A 24,317-nucleotide genomic window follows, 5' to 3' on the forward strand; every position below is an offset into this window, starting at 1 on the left:
TTTTTTCCGTCTGGAAGGGCGTGGATGTGTGACGTACACAAGGCGACGTTTGCGGCCCGAGGCGCGTCACCTTTATAGAGTACAAGTAAACGGAACCGGCCGAACCGGACGACGTCACTCCGCCGGATGCTGGCGTGAGACCTGGGTGTCTATCCTGCGGCGTTCCCGGCGCAGCACAACGATGCCACCGGCCGCGAGGGCCAGGGCAAGAACGGGTATGATGAATTCATAGAGCGTCATGGATCGCGCTCCTCCTTCTTCAGATACCCTAGTATATAGTGCGAAACGCCGTGCAATACCAGTCCGGCGAGGCCCCACCACAGGGCGGAGGCCGCCATACCCGGTGCGGCCCCGGTCAGCGGGCGCAGGATCGCGAAGCCGATCAGACCCAGCGCCAGCGCGTTGGTGAAGGTCGAGAACAGCTTCACACGCTCGTTATAGACCAGGATCGCGTCCCGGGGCGGGCGGGGGCGGCGCAGGCCCATGGGGCGTTTACTGCTGCGCCAGCTTGGCGGCGACGATCTGGTTCACGGCCTTGGGGTTGGCCTTGCCGCCCGTGGCCTTCATCACCTGGCCCACGAACCAACCGGCGAGCTTGGGATTTTCCTGCGCCTTGGCGACCTGGGCGGGATTGGCGGCGATGATCTCGTCCACCGCGGCCTCGATCGCACCGGTATCGGTGACCTGCTTCATCCCGCGCGCCTCGACGATCTCGGCCGGATCGCCGCCCTCGGTATAGACGATCTCGAACAGGTCCTTGGCGATCTTGCCCGAAATCGCGTCGGCCTTGATCAGCTTGATGATCCCGGCGAGTTGCGCGGGCGAGACCGGGCTTTCGGTGATGTCGTGGTCTTCCTTCTTCAGCCGCCCGAACAGCTCGTTGATCACCCAGTTCGCCGCGAGCTTGCCATCGCCTGCCTCCCCCGCCACGGCCTCGAAATAGGCGGCATTAGTGGTGTCGGCGGTCAGGACGCTGGCATCGTAATCCGACAGGCCGAACTCGGTGATGAACCGCGCCTTCTTGGCGTCGGGCAGCTCGGGCAGGGCGGCGGCGATATCGTCGACCCAGGCCTGCTCGATCTCCAGCGGCAGCAGGTCGGGGTCGGGGAAGTAGCGGTAATCATGCGCTTCTTCCTTGGAGCGCATGGACCGCGTCTCCCCCTTGTCCGGATCGTAGAGCCGGGTTTCCTGGGTCACGCTGCCGCCGTCCTCGATGATCGCGATCTGGCGGCGCGCCTCGTATTCGATGGCTTGCTGGATGAACCGGAGGGAGTTCATGTTCTTGATCTCGCAGCGCGTGCCGAGATGTGAGAAATCCTGGCTCGCCTGGTATTTCTCGTAATCCCCGGGGCGGCAGACCGACACGTTCACATCCGCGCGCAGGTTGCCGTTTTGCATGTTGCCGTCGCAGGTGCCGAGATAGCGCATGATCTGGCGCAGCTTGCTGACATAGGCGGCCGCCTCTTCGGGCCCGCGGATATCGGGGCGGGAGACGATCTCCATCAGGGCCACGCCCGTGCGGTTCAGGTCCACGAAGGACATATGCGGGTCCATGTCGTGGATCGACTTGCCCGCGTCCTGTTCCAGGTGAATGCGCTCGATCCGCACCACGCGCGCCGTACCATCGCCCAGCTCGACCAGCACCTCGCCCTCGCCCACGATGGGGTGGTAAAGCTGGCTGATCTGGTAGCCCTGGGGCAGATCGGGATAGAAATAGTTCTTGCGGTCGAAGGCCGAGGTCAGATTGATCGCCGCCTTCAGGCCCAGCCCCGTGCGGACCGCTTGCGCGACGCATTCCTCGTTGATCACCGGCAGCATCCCCGGCATGCCCGCATCCACGAACGCGACGTTGGAATTCGGCTCCGCCCCGAACAGGGTCGAGGCGCCGGAGAACAGCTTGGCATTGGTGGCGACCTGGGCGTGCACCTCAAGCCCGATCACCAGTTCCCAATCCTCCCGCGCGCCTGCGATGACCTTGGGTTTCGGGGTCTCGTATGTGAGGTCGAGCATGGGTCCGTCTCCGCCTGTTCCGCCCGCGTTTTTAGGGGAGGGCAGGCGGCGGGGCAAGGCGGATTGCGGCGCCCGTGCGGCCCGCCATGGGCCGGTTTCCGCCCGTGCGGAAATTGGGGGCTGGTGCGGGCCGGGTTTGTCGGGGAATCCTGCGCCCGACGAAACGGTTCGGGACTTGGACATGCGAAAACTGGCAGGGGCGCTTGTGGGGCTTGGGCTCTGTGTTCTGGCAGGGTGCAGCACGGGCAGCACGGCGCGAGACGGCGGGGGCGGCACCGCCGATCTGCCAGTGGCACAATGGGATTTCCGCCCCGACAGCGACCAGCTGACCCGCGCGGCCCTGGATGCGCTGTCGAGCCACGGCGCGGCGCTGCCACTGGTCACACCTGCCGATGTGCGCCAGTGGTGCCCGGCTTACCTCGACGCCGACCGGGCGGATCGCGAAGCGTTCTGGGCCGGGTTCCTGTCGGCGCTGGCGAAATACGAGAGCACCTGGAATCCAAAAGCCGTGGGCGGCGGTGGCCGGTGGTTCGGGCTGACCCAGATCTCGCCGGCCACCGCGCGGGGCTATGGCTGTGCCGCGGCGACGGGCAATGCGTTGCTGGACGGTCCCGCGAACCTCGCCTGTGCGATCCGCATCATGGCGGTGACCGTGCCGCGCGACGGGGTGATCGCGGCGGGCGGGGCCGGGGTGGCGGCCGACTGGGCGCCGCTGCTCAGCCCGCCCAAACGCGAGTCCATGCGCAGCTGGACCTCGGCCCAACCCTATTGCCAGTAACCCTGCGCAGCCCCTGACTGCGATCGGGATGGACGCCCGGCGGGGCTTGGCCTACCTTTGATCGGCACGAGGGTCGCTGGGAGGAGGCTGGGTGCTCGATTTTTCCCATAACCCGTGGTTGGTCGCGGCCTCCCTGGCGGTTGCGCTGATGGCGGGCTTCACCGGGCTGTCCCTGACCAAGGGCGCCTCGACCTTGCCCGCGGGGCCGCGCAAGACGCGGGTGGCGATGGCGTCTGTCGCCTTGGGCGGCGGCATCTGGGCCATGCATTTCGTCGCGATGCTGGGCCTGCAACTGCCGATCCTGTTCTACTACGACCCGCTGATCACCCTGATCTCGGCGCTGGTGGCGATCCTGATCGTCGGCGTGGCGTTGCTGGTGCTGCATTTCCTGCCGCGCCGCGCGCTGACGATCTCGGCGGCGGGGCTTTGTGTCGGGTTGGGCATTCCGGTGATGCATTATATCGGCATGTCGGGGATGCGCTTGTGCCAGCCCAGCTATTCGGTCGCGGCGGTGATGGAGGCGGGCGTGGCCTCGGTGGTTCTGTCCATGGGCGCGATCTGGATCGCTTATGGCGCGCGCACCTACCGCAACATCCTGCTCGGCACGCTGGGCTTCGGCTTTGCCGTCTTCGCGGTGCATTTCGTCGCCATGTTCGGCACCGATTTCAGCGCCGTGCCCGGGGCGGCGGCGGCCGGCCCGTTGATCAGCAACGCGACGCTTGCGCTGATCGTGGCGCTGATCGCCTTCGTGATCTGCGGTGCGTTCCTGTTGTCCAGCGTCACCCTGCTGCCACAGGCGGAGGCGCGCGCCCAGGCCCCGGCGCCCGGGGCTGAGGCGGAAATGCCCGCGCCGGAGGCGGAGATCCGGAAAATCCCCTATGAGCTCGATGGTCGGACATTCTTCATCGACAGCCGCCAGGTCGCGGCGATCCGGGCCGAGGGCCATTACACCGTCCTTTACCAGGACGAGCGCAAGCTTTTCTGCCCCTGGTCGATCTCCGAGGCCGAGGCGCGGCTGCCCCGGGGGCAGTTCGTCCGCGCCCATCGCAGCTACCTCGTCAATCCGGGCCATGTCACCGGGTTCGAGCGCAAGAAGGACAACGGGGTGGTGTTCTTCGACGCGCGCAGCGCGCTGGAAAAAGTCCCCGTGAGCCGCTCGCGCCTGCAGGACGTGCGCACGGCCCTCGGCCTCGTCTGACACGCACCTTCCCCACGGATCGCTGAAACCCGGGCCCGGATCGCGCGCGGCTCGCCCATCGCAACTCGTGCGCGTATTTCGCATTTCGTGAAACGACCCGCGTTTTCGGTGTGTTGCGCCTCCTCCTGCGGCAGGCGGTCGCACTACGCTCAGCCTCAGCGAGTATGAACCCGCGTCAGACGGGTCAGCCAGTTGGGAGGAACACCACATGATACCACCGGCCTTTGAATACCATCGGCCGACGGACCTCGCGTCCGCGGTGAGCGTTTTGCAGGAACATGGCGACGAGGCGCGGTGCCTCGCGGGCGGGCACAGCCTGATCCCGATGATGAAGCTGCGCATGGCCGCGGTGGAACACCTGGTCGATCTGCAGGACATCGCCGAGCTGCGCGAGATCCGGGTCGAGGGCGGTCGGGTGACCCTGGGGGCCATGGTCACGCAACACGCGCTGATCACCTCCGACGCGCTGGCCTCCGCCGCGCCGCTGCTGCGCGAGGCGGCCGAGCAGATCGCCGACCCGCAGGTCCGCTACATGGGCACGGTGGGTGGCAATGTCGCCAATGGCGATCCGGGCAATGACATGCCGGGGCTGATGCAGGCGCTCGATGCGAGTTTCACCCTGATGGGGCCGGACGGCACCCGCGAGGTTGCGGCGCGGGACTTCTTCGAGGGGGCCTATACCACCACCCGTGAAGACGAGGAAATCCTGACCCAGATCGCCTTCGATGCCCATGCCAAGGGCTACGCCTATGAGAAGCAGAAGCGCAAGATCGGCGATTATGCCACCGCCGCCGCCGCCGTCCTGATCGAGAAGGACGGCACGGTCGCGGGCAAGGTCGACATCGCCATGACCAACCTGAGCGACACGCCGGTGTATTCCGCCGCCGCGGGCGCTGCGCTGGTTGGCACGAGTTGCGACGCGGAGGCGGTCAAGGCCGCCGTCACCGCGATGCTCGAAGACATCGACCCGATGCCCGACAACCGCGGGCCGGTGGAATTCAAACGCCATGTTGCGGGCGTCATCCTGGGCCGGGCCATCGCCCGGGCCTGGTCGCGCGCATAAGGGAGAGCAGACATGAGCAAGATGCACATCAAGATGACCGTGAACGGCAAACCCGAGGAAATGCTCGCCGAACCGCGCGAATTGCTGATCTACACGCTGCGCGAGCGGCTCAACATCACCGGGCCCCATGTGGGCTGCGAGACCTCCCATTGCGGGGCCTGCACGGTGGAAATGGACGGCAAGTCCGTCAAGGCCTGCACCGTGTTCGCCGCCCAGGCCCACGGGGCCGAGATCACCACGGTTGAGGGGCTGGGGGATCCCGATAACCTCCACGTGCTGCAGCGGATGTTCAAGGAGCATCACGGGCTGCAATGCGGCTACTGCACGCCGGGGATGATCACCCGCGCGCACAGATTGCTGCAGGAAAACCCGAACCCGACCGAGGAAGAGGTCCGTTTCGGCATGGCCGGGAACCTCTGCCGCTGCACCGGGTACCAGAACATCGTGAAATCCATCCTGGCCGCTGCCGCCGAGATGAACTCCGCCAAGGAGGCCGCAGAATGAATGACATGACCCCCCCCACCCGCGAAGAGCGGGTCGAAAAGCTCAAGGGCCTGGGCTCGTCGCGCAAGCGGGTTGAGGACGCGCGCTTCACCCAAGGCAAGGGCAACTATGTCGATGACATCAAGCTGCCGGGGATGCTGCACGGCGATTTCGTGCGCTCGCCCTATGCCCATGCCCGCGTGGTCTCGATCAATGCCGAGGCGGCGCTGGCGCTGCCCGGTGTGGTCGCGGTGCTGACCGCCAAGGACCTGGAGCCCTTGTCGCTGCACTGGATGCCGACGCTGGCGGGCGACAAGCAGATGGTTCTCGCCGACGGCAAGGTCCTTTTCCAGGGCCAGGAGGTCGCCTTTGTCGTGGCCGAGGACCGCTATATCGCCGCCGACGCGGTGGAGCTGGTCGAGGTCGAGTACGAGGAACTGCCCGTGCTGGTGGACCCGTTCGAGGCGCTGCAATCCGACGTGGTGCTGCGCGAGGATCTGGAGCCCGGGGCCGACGGGGCCCATGGGCCCCGCCGCCATCACAACCACATCTTCCTGTGGGAAGAGGGCGACAAGGCGGCCACCGAGCAGGTGATCGAAAACGCCGAGGTCGTGGTCGAGGAGATGGTCTATTATCACCGCACGCACCCGTGCCCGCTGGAGACCTGCGGGTCGGTGGCGTCCATGGACAAGGTCAACGGCAAGCTGACGCTCTGGGGGACGTTCCAGGCCCCGCATGTGGTGCGCACGGTCGCGAGCCTGCTGTCGGGGATCGAAGAGCATAACATCCGGGTGATCAGCCCCGATATCGGCGGGGGCTTCGGCAACAAGGTCGGGGTCTATCCGGGCTATGTCTGCTCCATCGTGGCCTCCATCGTCACGGGCAAGCCGGTGAAGTTCATCGAGGACCGGATGGACAACCTGATGGCGACGGCCTTTGCGCGCGATTACTGGATGAAGGGGCGGATCAGCGCGACCAAAGAGGGCAAGATCACCGGGCTGCATTGTCATGTGACCGCGGATCATGGCGCGTTCGATGCTTGCGCGGACCCCACCAAGTTCCCCGCCGGCTTCTTCCACATCTGCACCGGCTCCTATGACATTCCGGTCGCCTATGTCGGCGTGGACGGGGTCTATACCAACAAGGCGCCAGGGGGCGTGGCCTATCGCTGCTCCTTCCGGGTGACGGAGGCCGCCTATTTCATCGAGCGGATGATCGAGGTGCTGGCCATGGAGCTGAACATGGACGCGGCCGAGCTGCGCCGGATCAACTTCATCCGCAAGGAGCAGTTTCCCTATACCAGCGCGCTTGGCTGGGAATATGACAGCGGCGACTACCACACCGCCTGGGACAAGGCGCTGGAGGCCGTGGACTACAAGGGCCTGCGTGCCGAGCAGGCTGAGCGCGTCGAGGCGTTCAAGCGCGGCGAGACGCGGAAACTGCTCGGCATCGGCCTGACGCATTTCACCGAGATCGTCGGCGCGGGCCCGGTGAAGAACTGCGATATCCTCGGGATGGGCATGTTCGACAGCTGCGAGATCCGCATCCACCCCACCGGGTCCGCCGTCGCGCGGCTGGGCACGATCAGCCAGGGGCAGGGGCATGCGACGACCTTCGCGCAGATACTCGCCTCGGAAACCGGCATCCCTGCCGACAGCATCACCATCGAGGAAGGCGACACCGACACCGCGCCTTACGGTCTGGGCACTTACGGCTCCCGCTCCACGCCGGTTGCCGGGGCGGCCACGGCGCTGGCGGGCCGCAAGATCCGGGCCAAGGCGCAGATGATCGCGGCCTACCTCTTGGAGGTCCACGACAACGACGTGGAATGGGACGTGGACCGCTTCGTGGTCAAGGGCGCGCCGGAGCGGTTCAAGACGATCCAGGAGATCGCCTATGCTGCCTATAACCAGGCCATCCCGGGCGTCGAGCCGGGGCTGGAGGCGGTCAGCTATTATGACCCGCCCAACATGACCTATCCGTTCGGGGCCTATATCTGCGTGATGGAGATCGACGTGGACACGGGCGAGCACGAGATCCGGCAGTTCTATGCGCTGGACGATTGCGGCACCCGGATCAACCCGATGGTCATCGAGGGGCAGGTGCATGGCGGGCTGACCGAGGCGCTCGCCATCGCCATGGGCCAGGAGATCGCCTATGACGATATCGGCAACTGCAAGACCGGGACGCTGATGGATTTCTTCATCCCGACCGCGTGGGAGACGCCGAACTACACCACCGACTTCACCGAGACCCCGAGCCCGCATCACCCGATCGGGGCCAAGGGCGTGGGCGAGAGCCCGAATGTCGGCGGGGTGCCGGCGTTCTCGAACGCGGTGCATGATGCCTTCCGCGCCTTCGGGCTGCGGCAGAGCCACATGCCGCACGATCATTGGCGGATCTGGAAGACCGCCAATCAACTCGGCCTGCACGGATAGGAATGGCGGGGTGAACCCCGCCCTACACCTTCGGGGGTAGGGTGGGGTTTCACCCTCCATCCAGGCAAGGAATGACAGACTGGACATCTCTTCAGACCGCGATGGCGGAGCACGGCTATGTCGCCTCCGACGACCTGGCCATGGCGCTGCATATCGCCCGGTCGCTCGGGCGGCCATTGCTGCTCGAGGGCGCGGCAGGCGTCGGCAAGACCGAGGTCGCCCGCGTGCTTGCGGCGGTCGAGGATACGCGGCTGATCCGGCTGCAATGCTACGAGGGGCTCGATGCCTCCCACGCGATCTATGAATGGAACTACCCGCGGCAGTTGCTGGCCATTCGCGCCGCCGCCGAGGACGGCGAGAGCGCGCGGGCGGCGGAGACGCGGGTATTCTCCGAAGACTACCTGCTCGAACGGCCCCTGCTGGCGGCGATCCGGCAGGACCGCGCGCCGGTGCTACTGATCGACGAGATCGACCGGGCGGATGAGGAGTTCGAGGCCTATCTGCTGGAGGTGCTGTCGGAGTTCCAGATCACCGTGCCGGAGCTGGGCACGCTCACCGCGGTCACGCGACCCACGGTGATCCTGACGGCCAACGGCACGCGGGATCTCAGCGACGCGCTGCGCCGCCGCTGCGTTTACGCCTACGTCGAGTATCCCAGCCGCGAGGTGGAGCTGTCGATCCTGCTCGCGCGCTGCCCCGAGATCGCCGACCAGCTGGCTGCGCAGATCGTCGGCTTCGTGCAGGCCGTGCGCCGGGAGGACCTGGAAAAGAAACCGGGCATCGCCGAGATGCTGGATTTCGCCGCCGCCCTGTCGGGCCTCGGCATCGCCGATCTGAACGACGACCCCGTGGTTCTGGGCGCGACCCTCGCCACCCTGCTGAAAACCCGCCAGGACCGCGACACCCTGTCGGTCGAGGTGGCCCAACGGCTCGCGGGGAAGGCGGCGTGAGCCGTGCGACCCGCTTTGCCGCCCGCGATGCCGGGCCCGCCGCGCGCATGGCCGGGTTCATGGCCCATCTGCGGTCCCATGGCCTGAGCCTCGGCGTCGGGGCCACCGAGTTGGGGATGGAGGCGCTGGCTTGCGTCGACTGCACCCGCCCGGACACGGCCCGCGCGGCCCTGCGCGCAGTCTGCGCGGGCAGCCAGGCCGAAGCCGCGCAGTTCGACGCCCTCTTCGATGCCTATTGGCTCAATGGCGGGCGCGTGCGCACCAGGGCTGTCCCGAGCCCGGCGGTCCCGACGCCCGAGAACAGCTCGTCCGAGCTGGCCGAGGGCGCCTCTCAGGGCGGGCGCGGACAGGCCGAAAGCCCCGATGGGGGCGACGGCGAGGCGGGCGCGGATGGCGAGGGCAAGCTCGTCGCCTACGCCGTGGCGAACCTGATGAAGAAAGACCTGCGCGACGTGGTCTCGGCCGCCGATATCCGCGCCGCCGAGAAGGTGGCCGAAAGTCTGGGCCGGGCCCTGCGCGACCGCCGCTCCCGCCGCCGCAAGGCCGCCGCGAAGGGGCAGGGGGTCGACATGCGCCGCACCCTGCGCCGGGCCCTGGCCACCGGGGGCGAGCCCCTGCGGCTGGCGCGCCGCCACCGCCCCGACCGGCCAGTGAAGATCGTGGCACTTTGCGATGTCTCCGGCTCCATGACCCTCTATGCCCGCGTGTTCCTCGCCTTCCTTGCGGGGCTGATGCGGGCCGATCCGGCCTCGGATGCGTATCTCTTTCACACGCGGCTCGTGCGCATCACCCAGGCCCTGCGCGATGACGACCCGATCCGGGCGCTCAACCGGCTGAGCCTGCTTGCGGACGGGTTCGGGGGCGGCTCGAAAATCGGCGCGGCGCTGGAGCAGTTCGCCGCCACCTATGCCCGCCGCTTCGTCGACGGGCGCACGGTGGTGCTGATCCTGTCGGATGGCTACGACACCGCCGAGGCGGGCGATACCGGGGCGGCCCTGGCCCGGCTGAAAAAACGGGGGTGCAAGGTGATCTGGCTCAACCCGCTGAAATCATGGAAAGACTACGCACCGGTGGCGGGTGCGATGGCGGCGGCGATGCCCCATCTCGACCTGTTCCACCCGGCCGCGACCTTGGCGGATCTCGCCGCACTGGAAACCGAATTGGGAGGGGTGTGATGGACCCGTTGGACCGCGACATGGAGGCGCTGCGCGCCGAAGGCCGCGCCTTTGCCGTGGCGACCGTGGTGCGCACGCTGGAGGCGACCTCGGCCAAACCCGGGGCCAAGGCGCTGATCTCCGCCGAGGGCGAGATCCTCGCGGGCTGGGTCGGGGGTGGGTGCATCCGCGCCGCCGTGGGCCGCGCCGCGCGGGAGGCCGTGGCCGATGGCGCGACGCGCTTTCTGTCCCTGCGCCCCGAAGAGGTGCTGGAGGCCGAAGGCGTCGCCCCGGGGGAGGAGCGCGCAGGCATCCGCTTTGCCCGCAACGGCTGCCCGTCCAAGGGGTCGATGGATGTGTTCATCGAACCGGTTCTGCCCCGCCCGGTGCTGCAGATCTGCGGCGGCGGCCCGGTGGCGCAAGCGCTCGCGCGGCTCGGGGCCGGGTTCGATTTCGACCTGGCGCTCGCCGCGCCGGGCCTCGCGGCGGCCGATGCCCCGGCGGGCGTGCGCCTGTCCGACAGCTACGCTTTCGACACCTGCGCTGACGCGGCCCGGTTTCTGGTGGTGGCGACCCAAGGCAAGGGGGACGAGGCGGCCCTGCGCGCGGCCCTGTCGGCGGGCGGGGCTTATGTCGCCTTCGTCGGCTCGCGCCGGAAATTCGCCACCCTGCGCTCCCGGCTGGCGGCGGACGGGGTGCCGCCGGAGGCGCTGGACCGGGTGAAGGCCCCCGCGGGGCTCGACATCAAGGCGATCACGCCCGAGGAAATCGCCCTGTCGATCCTGGCGGAAATCGTCGCCACCCGGCGCAGTGCGCAACGGGACGCGCCATGACCGGCTGGGTATGACGACTGCTCTGCAGGCTCCGGCCCAACCCGGCCCAGGCCGAGGTGCTGAGCCGGATCAAGTTTCCCTGCTGCTGAGCCCCGGCGTCAGTAGAGCCCGGCGGTCCTGCCGCGCAGGGCCACCAGCGCCAGCACCGTGTCGATGGTCGGCGTGGGCGTGTCGGTCAGACGGCCCAACTCCTGGACCGAGCCCACCAGCGCGTCGATCTCCATCGGCCGCCCCTGGTCAAGGTCCTGCCACATCGACGTGCGGTGCGCCCCCACGGCGGCGCCGCCATCGATGCGCTTCTCCACGTCGATGGGGAACTTCACGCCCAGCTTTTCCGCGATCTCCTGCGCCTCCAGCATCATGCCGCGTGCCACGGCGCGGGTGCCCGGGTCGGTGCACAGCACGTCGAGCGTGGCATGAGTCAGCGCCGAGATTGGGTTGAACGACAGGTTCCCCCAGAGCTTCACCCAGATCTCGTCGCGCAGGCGCGGGCGCACAGGCGCCTTCAGCCCCGCCGCCGAGAGCGCCTTCGAGAGCGCCATGGCGCGTTCGGATTTCGACCCGTCGGGCTCGCCCAGCGAGAACCGGTTGCCCTCGATATGGTTGATCACCCCCGGCTCGATCACCTCGGCGGCCGGATAGACCACGCAGCCCAGCACCCGGTCCGGGCCGAACCCGTCCCATTGGGCATTGCCCGGATCGACACTCTCCAGCCGCGTGCCCTCCAGCTCGGTGCCGATCTTGTGGAAATACCACCAGGGCACCCCGTTCACGCCAGAAACGATGGTGGTGTCCGGCCCGATCAGCGGCTGCATCTTCGGCACCACGGGCGGGACCGAATGGGCCTTGAGTGTGACGATCACGTAATCCTGCGGCCCCAGATCCTCGGGATTGTCCGACGCGGTGACCGCCACGTTGGTGCGCTGGTCGCCCTCCTCGATCAGCGTCAGCCCGTTTGCCTTCATCGCCGCCAGATGCGGGCCGCGCGCCACGAGGCTCACATCCGCCCCCGCCTGCGCCAGTTTCACGCCCATATAGCCGCCGATCGCCCCGGCGCCGAACACACAGATTTTCATTGATTTTCCCCACGCACGCACCCCGGCGCGCGTCCTTCTTCTTTTGTGCACAAATACTCCCGCCGGAGGCGTCCCGAAGGTGCCCCCGGCGTAGAGGTCAGATCAGGCGGCCTGCTCGATCAGGCCCAGCTTCTCGGCCATGCCGATGCGCTGGATCTTGCCCGTGGCGCCCTTGGGCAGCTCGTCCAGGATCACCACTTTGCGCGGCACCTTGAAATCCGCAAGCCGCGAGGCGGCGAAATCGCGGATATCGCGCTCGGTCATTGTGGACCCTTCGGTCAGCACCACGGCCGCCGCGACCTCCTCGCCGAGCTTGGGGTGGGGCAGGGCGAAGGTGACGACCTGCGCGATCTCGGCATGGTCCAGCAGGATCGCGTCCACCTCCAGCGGGCTGACCTTTTCGCCGCCGCGGTTGATGATCTCCTTCAGCCGCCCGGTCAGGGACAGGTAGCCATCTGCGTCGAACGCCCCCTGGTCGCCGGTGCGGAACCAGCGCGCGCCCTCGGCCTCGAAGAAACTCTTGGCGTTGGCCTCCGGGTTGCCCTCGTAGCCCGGGGTGACGTTCGGGCCAGAGATGACGACCTCTCCGATCTCGGAACTGTCGATCAGCCGGTCCTCGGCCTCGTGGGCGATGCGGACCTGTGGACCGGCGGGCACGCCGACGGAGCCGGGCTTCTGCGTGTCGAAGCCCAGCGGGTTGGAGCACATCTGGTGCGCGGCCTCGGTCATCCCGTAGCCCTCGATCACCGGCGCGCCGAAGGTCTTCTCCAACTCGGCCATCACCGGCGGCGGCAAGGACGCCGAGGAGGACCGCAGGAAGCGCAGGTTCGCGCGCGCGATGATCTCCGCGTTGCGGCCCGCCCGGGTCAGGATCGCCTGGTGCATGGTCGGCACTGCGGTGTACCAGCTGGGCTTGCAATCATCGAGCTGGCCGAAGAACGCAAGCGCGTTGAAGCCCGGGGTGCACCAGATCGACGCGCCCGCCTCGAGCGACGCGGACACGGCTGCGATCAGCCCGTGGATATGGAAGAGCGGCATGACGTTCATGCAGCGGTCCGCGGCCGTCAGGTCCAGCGAGGCGCGGATATTGGCCGCCGAGGCCGCCACGTTCGACTGCAACAGCGGGACGATCTTGGGCCGCGAGGTGGTGCCCGAGGTGTGCAGGATCAGCGCCACATCGCCGGCCTCCGGGGCGGCGGTATCTGCCTCGCCCGCGCTGGCTTCGGCGGTCAGGGTGAAGGTGCCCGCGGGCCGCGCCGGATCGAAGGACAGCCGCAGCACGGTCAGGCCCGTGGTCTGCGCCGCGGCCAGCGCCGGGCCGTCATAGCCCTCGGCCAGCACGATGGCCTTGGCGTTCAGGTCGCTGAGGTAGAATTCATACTCTTCCTGCCGATAGGCCGGGTTCAGCGGCGCGGTCGTGGCCACCTGCGTGATTGTCACGAAGGCCGACGCCATCTCCGGCCCGTTGGGCAGCACGATCGCCACCCGGTCGCCGCGCCCGACACCGGCGGCATGCAGCGCGGCCCGGGTCGCCTCGGTCTGGGCGCGCAGCCCGGCATAATCGAGCCAGCCCCGGTCCGGGGCGCCGATGGCGGGTGCTGCATCCGGATGAGTGGCAATCAGCTCAGAGACTGTCTGGGCCATGGTGGTCTCCCCTCGTCTTTCCTTGGGTCTTGTCGTCGTTTTTGCGATGGCATGGCGCGGACCCGCTCCCCCGGGTCCGGCCGAACTGTGTCGCGGTTACTTGACCGCCACGGGCTTCTTAGCCGGTTTCTTTAGGTACTTCAAAAGCGGAAGCAGGAAGAAGATCAGGGCCAGCACCATGAAGGTGGCCGAAAGAGGACGCTCGACGAACACGAACACGTTGCCCTGCTCCATCACCAGGCTCTGACGGAAGCTCTTCTCCATCAGCGGGCCGAGCACCAGGGCCAGAACCAGCGGGGCCAGCGGGTAATCCGCCTTGCGCAGGATGTAGCCCAGGATGCCGAAGGCCGCGATCAGCCAGACATCGTGGATCTTCTGGGAGGGCGCGAAGCCGCCCACGATGCAGAGCACCACGACCACCGAGCAGAGCACCGTGAACGGCATCCGCAAGGCCCAGACAAAGAGTGGTATGAGTGCCAGGTTGATCAGCACCGCCGCCACATTGGCCGTATAGAGCGAAGAGATCATGCCCCAGACGAAATCCGGCTGCTCGATGAACAGCATCGGACCAGGCACCAGCCCCCACATCACCATGCCCCCGAGCAGCAGCGCCGTGGTGGGCGAGCCGGGAATGCCCAGCGTCAGCATCGGCAGCAGCGATCCGGTGGAGGCGGCGTTGTTCGCGGTCTCGGGGGCGGCGACGCCCTCGATCTCGCCCTTGCCGAAATTCTCGGACTTCTTCGACGTGGTGCGCGCGATCCCGTAGGCCATGAGCGCCGCGGGCGTGGCCCCGGCGGCGGGCAGCATGCCGACGAAGAAGCCGAGGAAGGATCCCATGGACATGGTCTTCCACAGCTTGTTCATCCGGCGCAGGCCCGCGCCCAGCTCGGAAAACGTGATCTTGGCCGCCGTGACCGTTGGCGATTTCTTCGAGGTTTCAATGGTATAGAGGATCTCGCCGATCCCGTAGACCCCGATGGCCAGCACCAGAAAGGAAATGCCCGAATAAAACCCCGGCAGGTCGCCGAAGATCAGCCGCGGCTGGCCCGAGATCAGGTCGAGCCCCACGGTGCTGAGCACGAGGCCAAGGCAGATCATCACGATGGTTTTCAGCGCGTCATCGCCGCCCAGCCCCACGAAGGTGGTGAAGGCCAGCAGCACGAGGGCGAATTCCTCCGCTGGTCCGAAGGCGAGCGCGAGATCCGCCAGTGGGATGGCGAAGGCGGTGAACAGGATGACCGAGATCGTCCCCCCGATGAAGGACGCCACGGCCGCCGCGATCAGCGCCAGGCCCGCCTCGCCCTTCTGCGCCATGGGCCGCCCGTCGAAGGTGGTGGCCACGGCAGTGGACGCGCCGGGTATCCCCAGCAGGATCGAGCTGACCGCGCCCCCGTACATCGCGCCGTAGTAAATGGCGCAGAGCAGGATGATCGCCGAGGCGGGCGGGACCACGAAGGTCAGGGGCAGCACGATGGCGACCCCGTTGACCGACCCGAGGCCCGGCATGGCCCCGATGAAGAGCCCGACCGTGACCCCGATCAGGACGATGAAGATGTTGAGCGGCGAGAGCGATGTGGCAAAGCCTTCAGCCAGAAGCGGGAAGATATCCATATCCGGGGGCCTTCAGAAGAAGATCGCGTAGAGCGGGATGAAGAGTGGCTCTGTGATCCCCTTGGGCAGCAGGATCTTGAGCGTGACCTCGAAGAAGAAGAACAGGAAGGTGGGCACCGAAACCGACAGAATCGCCGTCAGCTTCCAGCCGTGCCCGCCATAGATCGCGAGATACCAGATCATGAAGAGGGGGATCGCCACGTAGGCGCCGACGATGGGCAGCAGGGCGATGGTGACCACCAGGGCGATGCAGACCGACAGGACCGCGCGGCGGGTGTCGGGGTCGAAGAAGGGTTCGGATGGTGCGGCGCTGCGCAGGGAGCGGATCAGGATCGCCCCCGACGCCAGCAGCATGATCCCCGAGAGCCAGAACGGAAACGCCCCGCCGCCCGGGCCCGCGAATTCGACCCAGCCGATCGGCAGGACCAGTGCGTGGTACATGAAATAGACAGACAGGCCCATCAGACCCATCGCGATGACGCTCTCGGCTTTCAGCATCCCCAACCCCTCGATTCAGCTGTTCTGTTCGTGAGAAACGCGGGCCGGAAATGCGGCCCGCGTTTCGTGACCGGCGTAGGGGATCAGGAACCGGTGCCTTCCATTTCCTGCAGGATCGCAGCGTGCTTGTCGCGCTCTTCCAGGAAGTACGCCTGCAGGGCATCCCCGGTCAGGAAGTCGGCCATCAGGGCCTTCTCCTGGGTGTAGGTCTGCCATTCCTCGGTCTGGGCGAGGCCCTCGAACATGGCGGTGTAATAGGCCACGGCCTCTGCCGGCATGTCCTTGGGCCCGACGAAGGAGCGCTGCATCCAGTAGACCAGGCTCTCATGGCCCAGTTCGGTCGCCGTGGGCACGTCCGGGAAGACGGCCAGGCGCTCGGGCGTGAAGGCCGCGATCGGGCGCACCTTGCCCGCCTGCCAGAAGCCCATCGCCTCGGACGGGTTGTTGACGGTGCTGTCGATATGCCCGCCCACCAGGTTCTTGGCGACTGTGCCGCCGCCGTTGAAGGGCACATAGGTGTGCTTGATACCGAATTCCTTCTCCAGCATCGCGGTCACGAGGCTGTCTTCCTGCCCGGTGCCGGTGCCGCCCATCTTCCACGCGCCGCCGGAGGCATTCACCGCCGCCACGTAGTCTTCGAGGGTGTAGATGTCGCTGTCGGCGTTGACCCAGAGCACGAAGGTGTCGAGCGCCATGCGTGCCAGCGGGGTGAACTCTTCGATGTCGACACCGATGTCGGTGCGGATCGGGGTGGTGTAGTAGCTGTTCAGCGTCGCCATGATGACATGGGAGTCGCCTTCCTTGTCCTTGAGGTAGCGCAGCGCCTCGGCGCCGGAGCCGCCGCCCTTGTTGACCGGCAGCACCGGCATGGAGGCGAGGTTTTCCTTCTGGATGATCGACTGGAACAGACGCGCGAGACGGTCCGCGCCGCCCCCTTGACCGGCCATGATCACCATCTCGATCGGCTTGTTCGGCTTCCAGTCGTCGTCTGCGAAGGCGGGCAGCGCGATCGAGGTGGCAGCGGCAGTTGCGATCGTCAGTGCGACGCGGCGGGTAAAGTTCAGTGTCATCATGTTCCTCCCTGGTGACATCCTTGGGTCAGCCGTGTTCCGGAAGACCCCGGCTGCGGCGTGGGGCACTAGATGGCGCGCTTGGGACGAGATTTCACTGGATTTCGGGTTGGTATGTTATATGTCGAAATAACAGGTCGGAAATTTGTAAACTTGTAAGGTTTGCCATGCGCAAGACACTGGTGGGGCCCAGGCTCCGGGCCCTGCGGCGGGAACGCAAACAGACCCAGGCCGAGATGGCCCAGGCCCTCGGGGTGTCGCCGGCCTATGTGAACCTGCTGGAGAACAACCAGCGCAGCCTGTCGGTGCAGATGCTCATGGCGCTGACCGAGACCTACAACGTGGACTGGCGCGACCTGGTGAAGGACGACGCGGCCACGCAGCTGACCGACCTGCGCCATGCCATGCAGGACCCGGTCTTCACAGATGCCGCCCCGGACCTGACCGAGTTGCGCGCGGCCCTGGATCACGCGCCCAAGCTGGTCTCGCGGCTGCTGCAGCTCCACCAGGCCCATCGCAGCACGCTTGAAAAGGTGATGCGCATGGGCTCCAGCGGGGTGCTGCCGGACCTGACCGCGACCTCGCCCGAGACGATCATCCACGACTTCTTCCGCAACCATCGCAACCATTTCGACGAGCTGGAATGCGCCGCCGAGGCTGTGCGCGCCGAGATGCCGGGTCGCCCCGACGACATCTATGGCGACCTCAAGACGCGGCTCGCCACCCTGCACGGGATCACCGTGACCCTGGAGCGTGTCCATGACATGCCAGACAGCCTGCGGGTCTATGATGCACGCCGCAAGGTGCTGCGGATCTCCGAGGCGCTGGACCATCCCAACCGCATCTTCCAGCTGGCCCATGTCCTGGGCCTGGTCGAGTTCCCCGACGTGTTCGACAGCCTGACCGCGGGGGCGGGGCTGCAGGAGGGCTCGGGGCTGGGGCGCTGCCGGGTGGAGCTGGCCAACTACTTCGCCGCCGCCCTGCTGATGCCCTATGACGAGATCCTGTCGCTGGCCGAGACGACACGCTACGACGTGGACCGGATTTCGGCGGCCTTCTCGGTCTCGTTCGAGCAGGTCTGCCACCGGCTGACCACCCTGCAGCGCGACGGGGCGAAGGGGGTGCCGTTCTTCTTTCTGCGGATCGACAAGGCGGGCAATGTGTCGAAACGGTTCAACTCGACCTCGTTCCACCTGGCCGAATATGGCGGGGCCTGCCCGGTCTGGAACATCCACAACACCTTCACCTCGCCCGGCGTGATCCTGCCGCAATTCGTGGAGCTTCCCGACGGGGAACGTTTCTTCACCATCAGCCGGACCACCGATCGCCCGGTCTTCAGCCGCGACACGCAGGAGCGCCGCCTCGCGGTCGCGCTCGGCTGCGAGATGAGCCATGCGGACCGGATCGGCTATGCCGCGCCCTACCGGGTCAGCGAAAAGGGGCTGTTCAGCAAGATCGGGATCAATTGCCAGATGTGCCCGCGCCAGAGCTGTTCCCAGCGCGCTCACCAGCCGCTCCACATGGATCTGCCGCTCGACACCAACCGGCGCGGGAACACTCGCTACGAAAGCTGATCTTCGGACCGAGGCTTCTCCGAAAAAGACGATTCGTGGCGCTCCCGCCCCCGGCCCGCGCCCCCTGCGGGGCCTTGCCCAGCGTTGGGCCCGGCGCCGCTGCGCGGCGGAAAACCTTCCCCGCGGGGAAGGTTTTTGTCCCATGTTCTCAAGGGGTTCACCGTACGTTGCCGTCACGAGATCTTAACTCGTTTCTGCGCCAACGCCCCTGACTTCATTTGTGCGAAAATACTCCGGGGGAGACGCGCGCAGCGCGGCGGGGGCAGCGCCCCCCTTCAGCATCGGCCCGGCATGGGCCGCAGGTATGCGCGCGCAGCGCGCGCCGCTGGATCACCGACCGCCGGAGATGTCGAGGATGGCGCCGGTGGTGTAGCTCGCCTCGTCCGACAGCAGGTGGAGGATCGCGCGGGCGACCTCTTCGGGCGTGCCCGGGCGCGCGAGCGGGACCGTGGGCGCGAGATCCCGGGCGCGGTCGGGCAGGCCGCCCCTGGCGTGGATCCCGGTCTCGATGATGCCGGGGCGCACGGCGTTCACGCGAAGACCTTCGCCCGCGACCTCCAGCGCAAGGCCGCGGGTGAAGGTGTCGATCGCGCCCTTGGAGGCGGCATAATCCACGTATTGGCCCGGGGACCCAAGGCGGGCGGCGGCGGACGAGACATTCACGATCGCGCCGCCGGTCCCGCCATGGCGGGTGGACATGCGCCCCACCGCCGACCCGGCCACGAGGATCGCACCGATGACATTGACCTGGAACATCCGGCTCAGGCGGGCGGCATCCATCTCGTCCACGCGGGCGGTGACATCGACGATGCCCGCGTTGTTGATCAGCCCCGTCAGGGGCGGGCAGTCGGCGTCCAGCCGGGCAAAGAGCGCGTCGATCTGATCCGGGTCGCCCAGATCCGCCTGCAGGCAGGTGGTCCCGGCCCCCTCGGCGCGGGCCGCCTCGGCCACGGCCTGCGCCCCGGCGGCGTCGCGGTTGTAGTGCAGGGCGAGATGCAGGCCGGGGCGTGCGGCCAGCCGGGCACAGGCGGCCCCGATGCCGGCACTCGCGCCGGTGATGAGCAGGGTGGACATGGGGCCTCCGGTCCGCTGGGTCGGGTCAGGCCGCGAGGATGCGGCCGACCATTTCGGTCACGTCCCGGGAGAGCCCCGGGGTCGCTGCAATACGCTCCAGCTCCATCTTGATCAGCCGTTGGCGGTTGGTGTCGTAGCGCCGCCAGCTGTCGAAGGCGGTGGTCATGCGCGCGGCGGTCTGCGGGTTGACCGGGTCGAGCCGGATCAGCCAGTCCGCCAGCAACTCATAGCCCTCGCCGCTGGGATTGTGGAACCCGGCGGCGTTCATGGTCAGCGCGCCGAGGGTGCTGCGAAAACGATTGGGGTTCTTCCAGTCGAAATCCGCATGCGCCGCGAGCGCCTTGCAGGCGCGCACGGCTTTCTCGGGCGGGGCGAGAGACACCTGTAGCGCGAACCACTTGTCCATCACCAGCCGGTCCTCGTGCCACTGCTCGTAGAAGGTGCCCACGGCGGCGCTGCCCTGGCCGATGATCAAAAGCGCCGAGAAGGCTGCCAGCTGTTCGGTCATGTTGTCGGCCGACAGGAACTGCGCCCGTGCCCGGTCGCCATTGTCGCGCTCGGACAGCAGGCGCAGGGCGGTGCCGCGCAGGGCGCGTCGGCCCGCGGCCTTGGCGTCGGGGGTATAGGGGCCGGGCACGGCCATGGTGTCGTAGAGCGCCGACAGGGTCGGCTCGGCATGGGCGGCGAAGGCGCGGGTCAGGGATTGGCGCGCGGCGTGGATCGCGTCGGGGTCCGGGGTCACGCCGCTGGCATGGAGGGTCTGGGCGAGATCGTCTTCGGACGGCAGCGCCAGGGCCAGCGCCCGGAAGGCGGGATCGAGGCTGCCGTCTCCGGCCACGGTGGTGAGCGCATCGAGGAAGGCCTCGGAGGGCGCGGTGTCCTCGGTTACCATGGCGATCAGGGTGGATTTGGCCAGGCTGCGCCCGGCCTCCCATTTGTTGAACGGGTCGGTGTCATGGGCCAGCAGCAGGAGCTGGTCGTCGCGGCTGACCTCGTGGCGCAGGATCACCGGGGCGGAGAAGCCGCGCAGGAGGGACGGGACGGGCCGCTCCGGCAGATCGTCGAAGCGGAAGGATTGGGTGCGCTCGGTCAGCTCCAGCGTGGTGGAGGGGGCGCGTTCGCGCCCGTCGCGTCCCAGCAGCCCGACCGTGACCGGGATCACCTGGGGCGCCTTGTCGGTCTGGCCGGGGGTATCGGGGGTTTCTTGCCGCAGGGTGAGGGTGTAGGTGCCGTCCGAGAAGGCCTCGGCCACGTCGAGGCGCGGAGTTCCGGCCTGGGAATACCACAGCTTGAACTGGCTCAGGTCGCGCCCCGTGGCGTCCTCGAACACCGCGATCCAGTCCTCGATCGTGCAGGCCTGCCCATCGTGGCGGTCGAAATAGAGGTCGCAGCCTTTGCGATACGCCTCCGGCCCGATGAGAGTGCGCAGCATGCCGATCACCTCGGCTCCTTTTTCGTAGACCGTGGCGGTGTAGAAGTTGTTGATCTCGATATATTCCTCGGGGCGCACGGGGTGGGCCAGCGGGCCTGCATCCTCGCGGAACTGGCGGGCGCGCAGCATCAGCACGTCGTCGATCCGCTTGACCGCGTGGGAGCGCATGTCGCCGGAGAACTGCTGGTCCCGGAAGACGGTCAGCCCTTCCTTGAGGCAGAGCTGGAACCAGTCGCGGCAGGTGATGCGGTTGCCGGTCCAGTTGTGGAAGTATTCATGCGCGATGATGCCCTCGATCAGCTCGTAGTCGCGGTCGGTGGCGGTCTCGGGCGAGGCGAGCACATATTTGGAGTTGAAGATGTTCAGCCCCTTGTTCTCCATCGCGCCCATGTTGAAGTCGTCCACGGCGACGATCTGGAAGATGTCGAGGTCGTATTCGCGGCCGTATTCGGTTTCGTCCCAGCGCATGGAGCGTTTGAGCGCATCCATGGCGTAGGCGCATTTGCCCTCGTCGCCTGGGCGGACCCAGATCCTGAGCGCGATGTCGCGGCCCGACCGGGTGGTGAAGCTGTCGTCCACCGACACGAGGTCGCCGGCCACCAGGGCAAACAGGTAGGCGGGTTTGGGCCAGGGGTCGGTCCAGCGGCCGTGGCCGGTGGGGTTGCCGTTGGACAGCAGCACCGGGGTGGAGCCGTCCTCGGCCGCCAGGATGCGCACGTCGAAGGGGGCCATGACGTCCGGGCGGTCGGGATAGTAGGTGATCTTGCGGAAGCCCTCGGCCTCGCACTGGGTGCAATACATGCCCTTGGACATGTAGAGGCCTTCGAGGGCGGTGTTCTCGGCCGGCGCGATCTGGACCTCGCATTCCCAGGTGAAGGGGCCATCGGGCAGCAGGGCGGCGGGCACGGTCAGGCCCGTGGCGTCGGGGGTCACGGAGACCGGCGCGCCGTCGATCGCCGCGCGGATCAGCAGCAGGTCCTCGCCGTCGAGCCGCATGTCCGTGCCCGGTTGCAGGGGTGTCACCTTGAGCGTCGAGAGTACCCGGGTTGCCGTGGGGGCGAGGCTGAAGATCAGCTCCACATGGTCGATGCGGAACGGGTAGGGGGTGTAGTCGGCAAGGCGGATGGTCTGGGGGGCAGCGTCGCGCATGGGGGATCCTCGTGTGGATTTGGCAGCAGACTGCGAGGTTTCGCGGGGAATGGCCAGAGGCAGGCGGGCCGTGCAGGTGCGGATTCGGGATTTCCGAGGGTGATGGGGAGGTTTGGGCGGTGTGATTTCGCGCGCCGGGCACAGAGGGGGCTTGAGTGCGCGCGGGGCAGGTGAGAACATAGAGCGAACACGCGAGTCGGGACGGGCATGACACTGCAAGAGATCATGGCGTTGCATCTGGTCAATCTCGCCTTCGCGCGGGATCGGGCGGGGCGGATCTGCGTGGCCGGGACCGCTGCGCCCTGGCTGACACCGGAGTTGCGCGGGCGGGCGCAGGCGCTGGCGGCGGCGGGGGAGTTTGTCGCCCTGGAAGCGATGCTGGCGCGCAGCGTCTGGCGGTATTCCGGCAAGCTGGGCGGGGTGGCGCGGAACGCGGGCGTCGATTTCCTGCTGCGCGACACCTGTGCGGAGTTGGGGCCTGCGGCGGCGAACGGGGTGTTGCAGCGCGCGCTGGGCGTGGCGGTGGACGGGCGGCTCGGCGCGGAGGTGCGCGCGGTTCTGGCCGGGGCGGAGGTGGAGCCTGCGCCGCTCTTGCGCGCACTGGATGCGGCCCGACGGGCGGCGGGGTCGGATGCGGGGCGGGCGCGGGCGGCGGTGCGGCTGGCGCAGGCCTTCGCCCCGCGCGCCACGGCGCGACCCTTGACCGCCGTCGCGGCAGGCTAGGTTTTCGCCGGTGACCGATCCCGCCCCCATCCTTGTCTGGTTCAAGCGCGACCTGCGCGTGGCCGATCACCCGGCGCTGGCGCGGGCGGCCGCACTTGGGCCTGTCCTGCCGGTTTACATCGTGGAGCCGGAGTATTGGCAGCTTCGGGACGTCTCGGCGCGGCAGTGGGCGTTCACGCGGGAATGTGTGGCGGACCTGTCGCGGGAGCTTGCGGCGCTGGGCGCGCCCTTGCGGATCGAGACCGGAGAGGCGGTCGCGGTGCTGGAGCGGCTGCGCGCCGCGCACGGGATCACCCTGATGATCAGCCATGAGGAGATCGGCAATGGCTGGACCTATGCCCGCGACCGGGCAGTGGCCGATTGGGCGCGGGCGCAGGGCGTGGCCTGGGAGGAGTTGGCGCAATCCGGGGTCGTGCGGCGGCTGAACGGGCGGGACGGCTGGGCGCGTACGCGGGACCGGTTCATGGCACAGCCGCAGGTGGCGGTGCCCGTGCTGCGCGGTGTCGACGGCGGGGGCGGGGCCTTGCCCGATGCGGCCGCGCTGGGCCTTGCCGACGATCCCTGCCCGGGGCGGCAGCGCGGCGGGCGGGATGAGGCCTTGTCCCTGTTGGGCGGGTTTCTGACCGAGCGGGGCCGGACCTACCGCGCGGCGATGGCCAATCCGCTGGACGGGGCGGAAGCGTGCTCGCGCCTGTCGCCGCACCTGGCGCTCGGCACCCTGTCGGGGCGGGAGGCGGTTCAGGCGGCGGCAATGCGCAAGGCCGAGGTGAAGGGCACGCGGGACGGCTGGATCGGGGCGATGAAGAGCTTCGAGGCGCGGCTCGCCTGGCGCGATCACTTCATGCAGAAGCTGGAGGATGCGCCGCGGCTGGAGCATGCGTGCCTCCATTCGGCTTATGAGGGGTTGCGGCCCGCGGTGCCGGACCCGGTGCGGCTGGGGGCCTGGGCCAAGGGGGAGACGGGATTGCCCTTCGTCGATGCCTGCATGCGGTCGCTGATCGCCACGGGGTGGCTGAATTTTCGGGCGCGCGCGATGCTGGTGGCGGTGGCGTCCTATCACCTGTGGCTGGATTGGCGCGCCTCCGGCACGATCCTGGGGCGGTATTTCACCGATTTCGAGCCGGGGATTCACTGGCCGCAGGTGCAGATGCAGTCGGGCACCACGGGGATGAACACGGTGCGGATCTACAACCCGGTCAAGCAGGGGCATGACAACGACCCCGAGGGCGTGTTCACCCGCCGCTGGCTGCCGGAACTGGCGGAAGTTCCGGACCGGTACCTGCAGGAGCCCTGGCGCTGGGAGGGGGCGGACAGCGTGCTGAACCGGACCTATCCCGCGCCGATCGTGGAGCCCAAGGCCGCGGCGGCAGCGGCCCGCGACAAGGTCTGGGCCGTGCGGCGCGGAGAGGCGTTTCGCAGCGAGGCCGCCCGGGTGGTCGAAAAGCACGCCAGCCGGAAGGACGCGCAGGGGCGGTTCGTCAATGACCGCGCCCCGCGCAAGACCCGCCGCCGGGCGCCGAAGGCCCCGCCGGGGCAGATGAGCCTCGACCTGTGATGGG

21 protein-coding genes are annotated in these 24,317 nt (G+C 67.8%); 11 read left to right on the plus strand and 10 right to left on the minus strand.

The annotated features are described in order from the left end of the window. Positions 1–114: 114 nt before the first annotated feature. The 3 genes from DSHI_RS22965 to gatB are packed head-to-tail and all read right to left on the minus strand — an operon-like array spanning position 115 to position 2,010. Positions 115–240 (minus strand): hypothetical protein, encoded by a 126-nt coding sequence (locus DSHI_RS22965; RefSeq protein WP_274580503.1) that lies wholly within the window; start codon positions 238–240, stop codon positions 115–117. Beyond that, positions 237–485 carry a hypothetical protein gene (locus DSHI_RS06160; RefSeq protein WP_012177878.1) on the minus strand — a complete coding sequence of 83 codons (249 nt, stop codon included), beginning with the start codon at positions 483–485 and terminating at the stop codon, positions 237–239. The genes DSHI_RS22965 and DSHI_RS06160 overlap by 4 nt, the downstream gene beginning before the upstream one ends. A 7-nt stretch (positions 486–492) precedes the next feature. Then, a complete protein-coding gene (gatB, locus tag DSHI_RS06165; RefSeq protein WP_012177879.1) occupies positions 493–2,010 on the minus strand; it encodes an Asp-tRNA(Asn)/Glu-tRNA(Gln) amidotransferase subunit GatB in 1,518 nt (505 codons plus the stop codon). A gap of 181 nt (positions 2,011–2,191) precedes the next feature. Between gatB and DSHI_RS06170 the strand changes: the two genes are divergently transcribed. The 8 genes from DSHI_RS06170 to DSHI_RS06205 all read left to right on the plus strand — a co-directional run bounded on the left by DSHI_RS06170 (position 2,192) and on the right by DSHI_RS06205 (position 10,907). Then, positions 2,192–2,788, plus strand: coding sequence for a transglycosylase SLT domain-containing protein (locus DSHI_RS06170; RefSeq protein ID WP_012177880.1), 597 nt, complete (start codon positions 2,192–2,194; stop codon positions 2,786–2,788). 91 nt (positions 2,789–2,879) lie between these two features. Next, complete coding sequence (locus tag DSHI_RS06175; protein ID WP_012177881.1) at positions 2,880–3,986, plus strand: MHYT domain-containing protein; 1,107 nt, start codon at positions 2,880–2,882, stop codon at positions 3,984–3,986. Positions 3,987–4,194: 208 nt separating this feature from the next. Further along, positions 4,195–5,049, plus strand: coding sequence for an FAD binding domain-containing protein (locus tag DSHI_RS06180; RefSeq protein WP_012177882.1), 855 nt, complete (start codon positions 4,195–4,197; stop codon positions 5,047–5,049). Positions 5,050–5,061: 12 nt separating this feature from the next. Then, entirely contained in the window at positions 5,062–5,553 is a 492-nt protein-coding gene (locus DSHI_RS06185; RefSeq protein ID WP_012177883.1) for a (2Fe-2S)-binding protein, read from the plus strand. Continuing rightward, positions 5,550–7,970 (plus strand): aerobic carbon-monoxide dehydrogenase large subunit, encoded by a 2,421-nt coding sequence (locus DSHI_RS06190; RefSeq protein WP_012177884.1) that lies wholly within the window; start codon positions 5,550–5,552, stop codon positions 7,968–7,970. Before DSHI_RS06185 ends, DSHI_RS06190 begins: the two co-directional genes overlap by 4 nt. A gap of 71 nt (positions 7,971–8,041) precedes the next feature. Further along, positions 8,042–8,920, plus strand: a complete 879-nt coding sequence (locus DSHI_RS06195; protein WP_044027655.1) for an AAA family ATPase — start codon at positions 8,042–8,044, stop codon at positions 8,918–8,920. Then, positions 8,917–10,095 (plus strand): vWA domain-containing protein, encoded by a 1,179-nt coding sequence (locus tag DSHI_RS06200; RefSeq protein WP_012177886.1) that lies wholly within the window; start codon positions 8,917–8,919, stop codon positions 10,093–10,095. The genes DSHI_RS06195 and DSHI_RS06200 overlap by 4 nt, the downstream gene beginning before the upstream one ends. After that, positions 10,095–10,907 (plus strand): XdhC family protein, encoded by an 813-nt coding sequence (locus DSHI_RS06205; RefSeq protein ID WP_012177887.1) that lies wholly within the window; start codon positions 10,095–10,097, stop codon positions 10,905–10,907. The genes DSHI_RS06200 and DSHI_RS06205 overlap by 1 nt, the downstream gene beginning before the upstream one ends. Positions 10,908–11,005: 98 nt before the next feature. Here DSHI_RS06205 and DSHI_RS06210 read toward each other — a convergent pair whose 3' ends face one another. The 5 genes from DSHI_RS06210 to DSHI_RS06230 all read right to left on the minus strand — a co-directional run bounded on the left by DSHI_RS06210 (position 11,006) and on the right by DSHI_RS06230 (position 16,806). After that, positions 11,006–11,983 carry a 2-dehydropantoate 2-reductase gene (locus DSHI_RS06210; protein ID WP_012177888.1) on the minus strand — a complete coding sequence of 326 codons (978 nt, stop codon included), beginning with the start codon at positions 11,981–11,983 and terminating at the stop codon, positions 11,006–11,008. A 102-nt stretch (positions 11,984–12,085) separates the two neighbouring features. Next, the gene (locus DSHI_RS06215) at positions 12,086–13,627 is read right to left on the minus strand and encodes an acyl--CoA ligase (protein ID WP_012177889.1); all 1,542 of its coding nucleotides are present in this window, start codon (positions 13,625–13,627) and stop codon (positions 12,086–12,088) included. 96 nt (positions 13,628–13,723) lie between these two features. Beyond that, on the minus strand, positions 13,724–15,238 hold the full coding sequence (locus tag DSHI_RS06220) for a tripartite tricarboxylate transporter permease (RefSeq protein WP_012177890.1): 1,515 nt from the start codon (positions 15,236–15,238) through the stop codon (positions 13,724–13,726). A 12-nt stretch (positions 15,239–15,250) separates the two neighbouring features. After that, entirely contained in the window at positions 15,251–15,736 is a 486-nt protein-coding gene (locus tag DSHI_RS06225) for a tripartite tricarboxylate transporter TctB family protein (protein ID WP_012177891.1), read from the minus strand. 83 nt (positions 15,737–15,819) lie between these two features. Next, positions 15,820–16,806, minus strand: coding sequence for a tripartite tricarboxylate transporter substrate binding protein (locus DSHI_RS06230; RefSeq protein ID WP_012177892.1), 987 nt, complete (start codon positions 16,804–16,806; stop codon positions 15,820–15,822). A 167-nt stretch (positions 16,807–16,973) separates the two neighbouring features. Between DSHI_RS06230 and DSHI_RS06235 the strand changes: the two genes are divergently transcribed. Next, positions 16,974–18,380 (plus strand): helix-turn-helix domain-containing protein, encoded by a 1,407-nt coding sequence (locus DSHI_RS06235; protein WP_012177893.1) that lies wholly within the window; start codon positions 16,974–16,976, stop codon positions 18,378–18,380. Positions 18,381–18,710: 330 nt separating this feature from the next. Here the strand turns inward: DSHI_RS06235 and DSHI_RS06240 are convergent, their stop codons facing one another. Together DSHI_RS06240 and pepN are read right to left on the minus strand one after the other, a co-directional pair. Continuing rightward, on the minus strand, positions 18,711–19,454 hold the full coding sequence (locus DSHI_RS06240; protein WP_012177894.1) for an SDR family oxidoreductase: 744 nt from the start codon (positions 19,452–19,454) through the stop codon (positions 18,711–18,713). A 25-nt stretch (positions 19,455–19,479) separates the two neighbouring features. Further along, a complete protein-coding gene (pepN, locus tag DSHI_RS06245) occupies positions 19,480–22,035 on the minus strand; it encodes an aminopeptidase N (protein ID WP_012177895.1) in 2,556 nt (851 codons plus the stop codon). A 207-nt stretch (positions 22,036–22,242) separates the two neighbouring features. Here pepN and DSHI_RS06250 point away from each other — a divergent pair, with 207 nt between their 5' ends. After that, entirely contained in the window at positions 22,243–22,758 is a 516-nt protein-coding gene (locus tag DSHI_RS06250) for a lysozyme family protein (protein ID WP_012177896.1), read from the plus strand. A 10-nt stretch (positions 22,759–22,768) separates the two neighbouring features. Beyond that, positions 22,769–24,313: an FAD-binding domain-containing protein gene (locus DSHI_RS06255; protein WP_012177897.1), complete on the plus strand. Its 1,545-nt coding sequence runs from the start codon at positions 22,769–22,771 to the stop codon at positions 24,311–24,313. The last annotated feature ends 4 nt before the right edge of the window (positions 24,314–24,317 follow it).

The sequence above is a fragment of the Dinoroseobacter shibae DFL 12 = DSM 16493 genome, from assembly GCF_000018145.1.
GTDB lineage: Bacteria > Pseudomonadota > Alphaproteobacteria > Rhodobacterales > Rhodobacteraceae > Dinoroseobacter > Dinoroseobacter shibae.

Excerpts from the sequence above, each read along its gene's own strand:
- DSHI_RS06230 (WP_012177892.1), bottom strand. The coding sequence starts at position 16,806 with ATGACACTGAACTTTACCCGCCGCGTCGCACTGACGATCGCAACTGCC.
- DSHI_RS06225 (WP_012177891.1), bottom strand. The coding sequence starts at position 15,736 with ATGCTGAAAGCCGAGAGCGTCATCGCGATGGGTCTGATGGGCCTGTCT.
- pepN (WP_012177895.1), bottom strand. The coding sequence starts at position 22,035 with ATGCGCGACGCTGCCCCCCAGACCATCCGCCTTGCCGACTACACCCCC.
- DSHI_RS06240 (WP_012177894.1), bottom strand. The coding sequence starts at position 19,454 with ATGTCCACCCTGCTCATCACCGGCGCGAGTGCCGGCATCGGGGCCGCC.
- DSHI_RS06160 (WP_012177878.1), bottom strand. The coding sequence starts at position 485 with ATGGGCCTGCGCCGCCCCCGCCCGCCCCGGGACGCGATCCTGGTCTAT.
- DSHI_RS06205 (WP_012177887.1), top strand. The coding sequence starts at position 10,095 with ATGGACCCGTTGGACCGCGACATGGAGGCGCTGCGCGCCGAAGGCCGC.
- DSHI_RS06180 (WP_012177882.1), top strand. The coding sequence starts at position 4,195 with ATGATACCACCGGCCTTTGAATACCATCGGCCGACGGACCTCGCGTCC.
- DSHI_RS06170 (WP_012177880.1), top strand. The coding sequence starts at position 2,192 with ATGCGAAAACTGGCAGGGGCGCTTGTGGGGCTTGGGCTCTGTGTTCTG.
- DSHI_RS06195 (WP_044027655.1), top strand. The coding sequence starts at position 8,042 with ATGACAGACTGGACATCTCTTCAGACCGCGATGGCGGAGCACGGCTAT.
- DSHI_RS06210 (WP_012177888.1), bottom strand. The coding sequence starts at position 11,983 with ATGAAAATCTGTGTGTTCGGCGCCGGGGCGATCGGCGGCTATATGGGC.
- DSHI_RS22965 (WP_274580503.1), bottom strand. The coding sequence starts at position 240 with ATGACGCTCTATGAATTCATCATACCCGTTCTTGCCCTGGCCCTCGCG.
- DSHI_RS06235 (WP_012177893.1), top strand. The coding sequence starts at position 16,974 with ATGCGCAAGACACTGGTGGGGCCCAGGCTCCGGGCCCTGCGGCGGGAA.
- DSHI_RS06185 (WP_012177883.1), top strand. The coding sequence starts at position 5,062 with ATGAGCAAGATGCACATCAAGATGACCGTGAACGGCAAACCCGAGGAA.
- gatB (WP_012177879.1), bottom strand. The coding sequence starts at position 2,010 with ATGCTCGACCTCACATACGAGACCCCGAAACCCAAGGTCATCGCAGGC.
- DSHI_RS06220 (WP_012177890.1), bottom strand. The coding sequence starts at position 15,238 with ATGGATATCTTCCCGCTTCTGGCTGAAGGCTTTGCCACATCGCTCTCG.
- DSHI_RS06215 (WP_012177889.1), bottom strand. The coding sequence starts at position 13,627 with ATGGCCCAGACAGTCTCTGAGCTGATTGCCACTCATCCGGATGCAGCA.
- DSHI_RS06250 (WP_012177896.1), top strand. The coding sequence starts at position 22,243 with ATGACACTGCAAGAGATCATGGCGTTGCATCTGGTCAATCTCGCCTTC.
- DSHI_RS06190 (WP_012177884.1), top strand. The coding sequence starts at position 5,550 with ATGAATGACATGACCCCCCCCACCCGCGAAGAGCGGGTCGAAAAGCTC.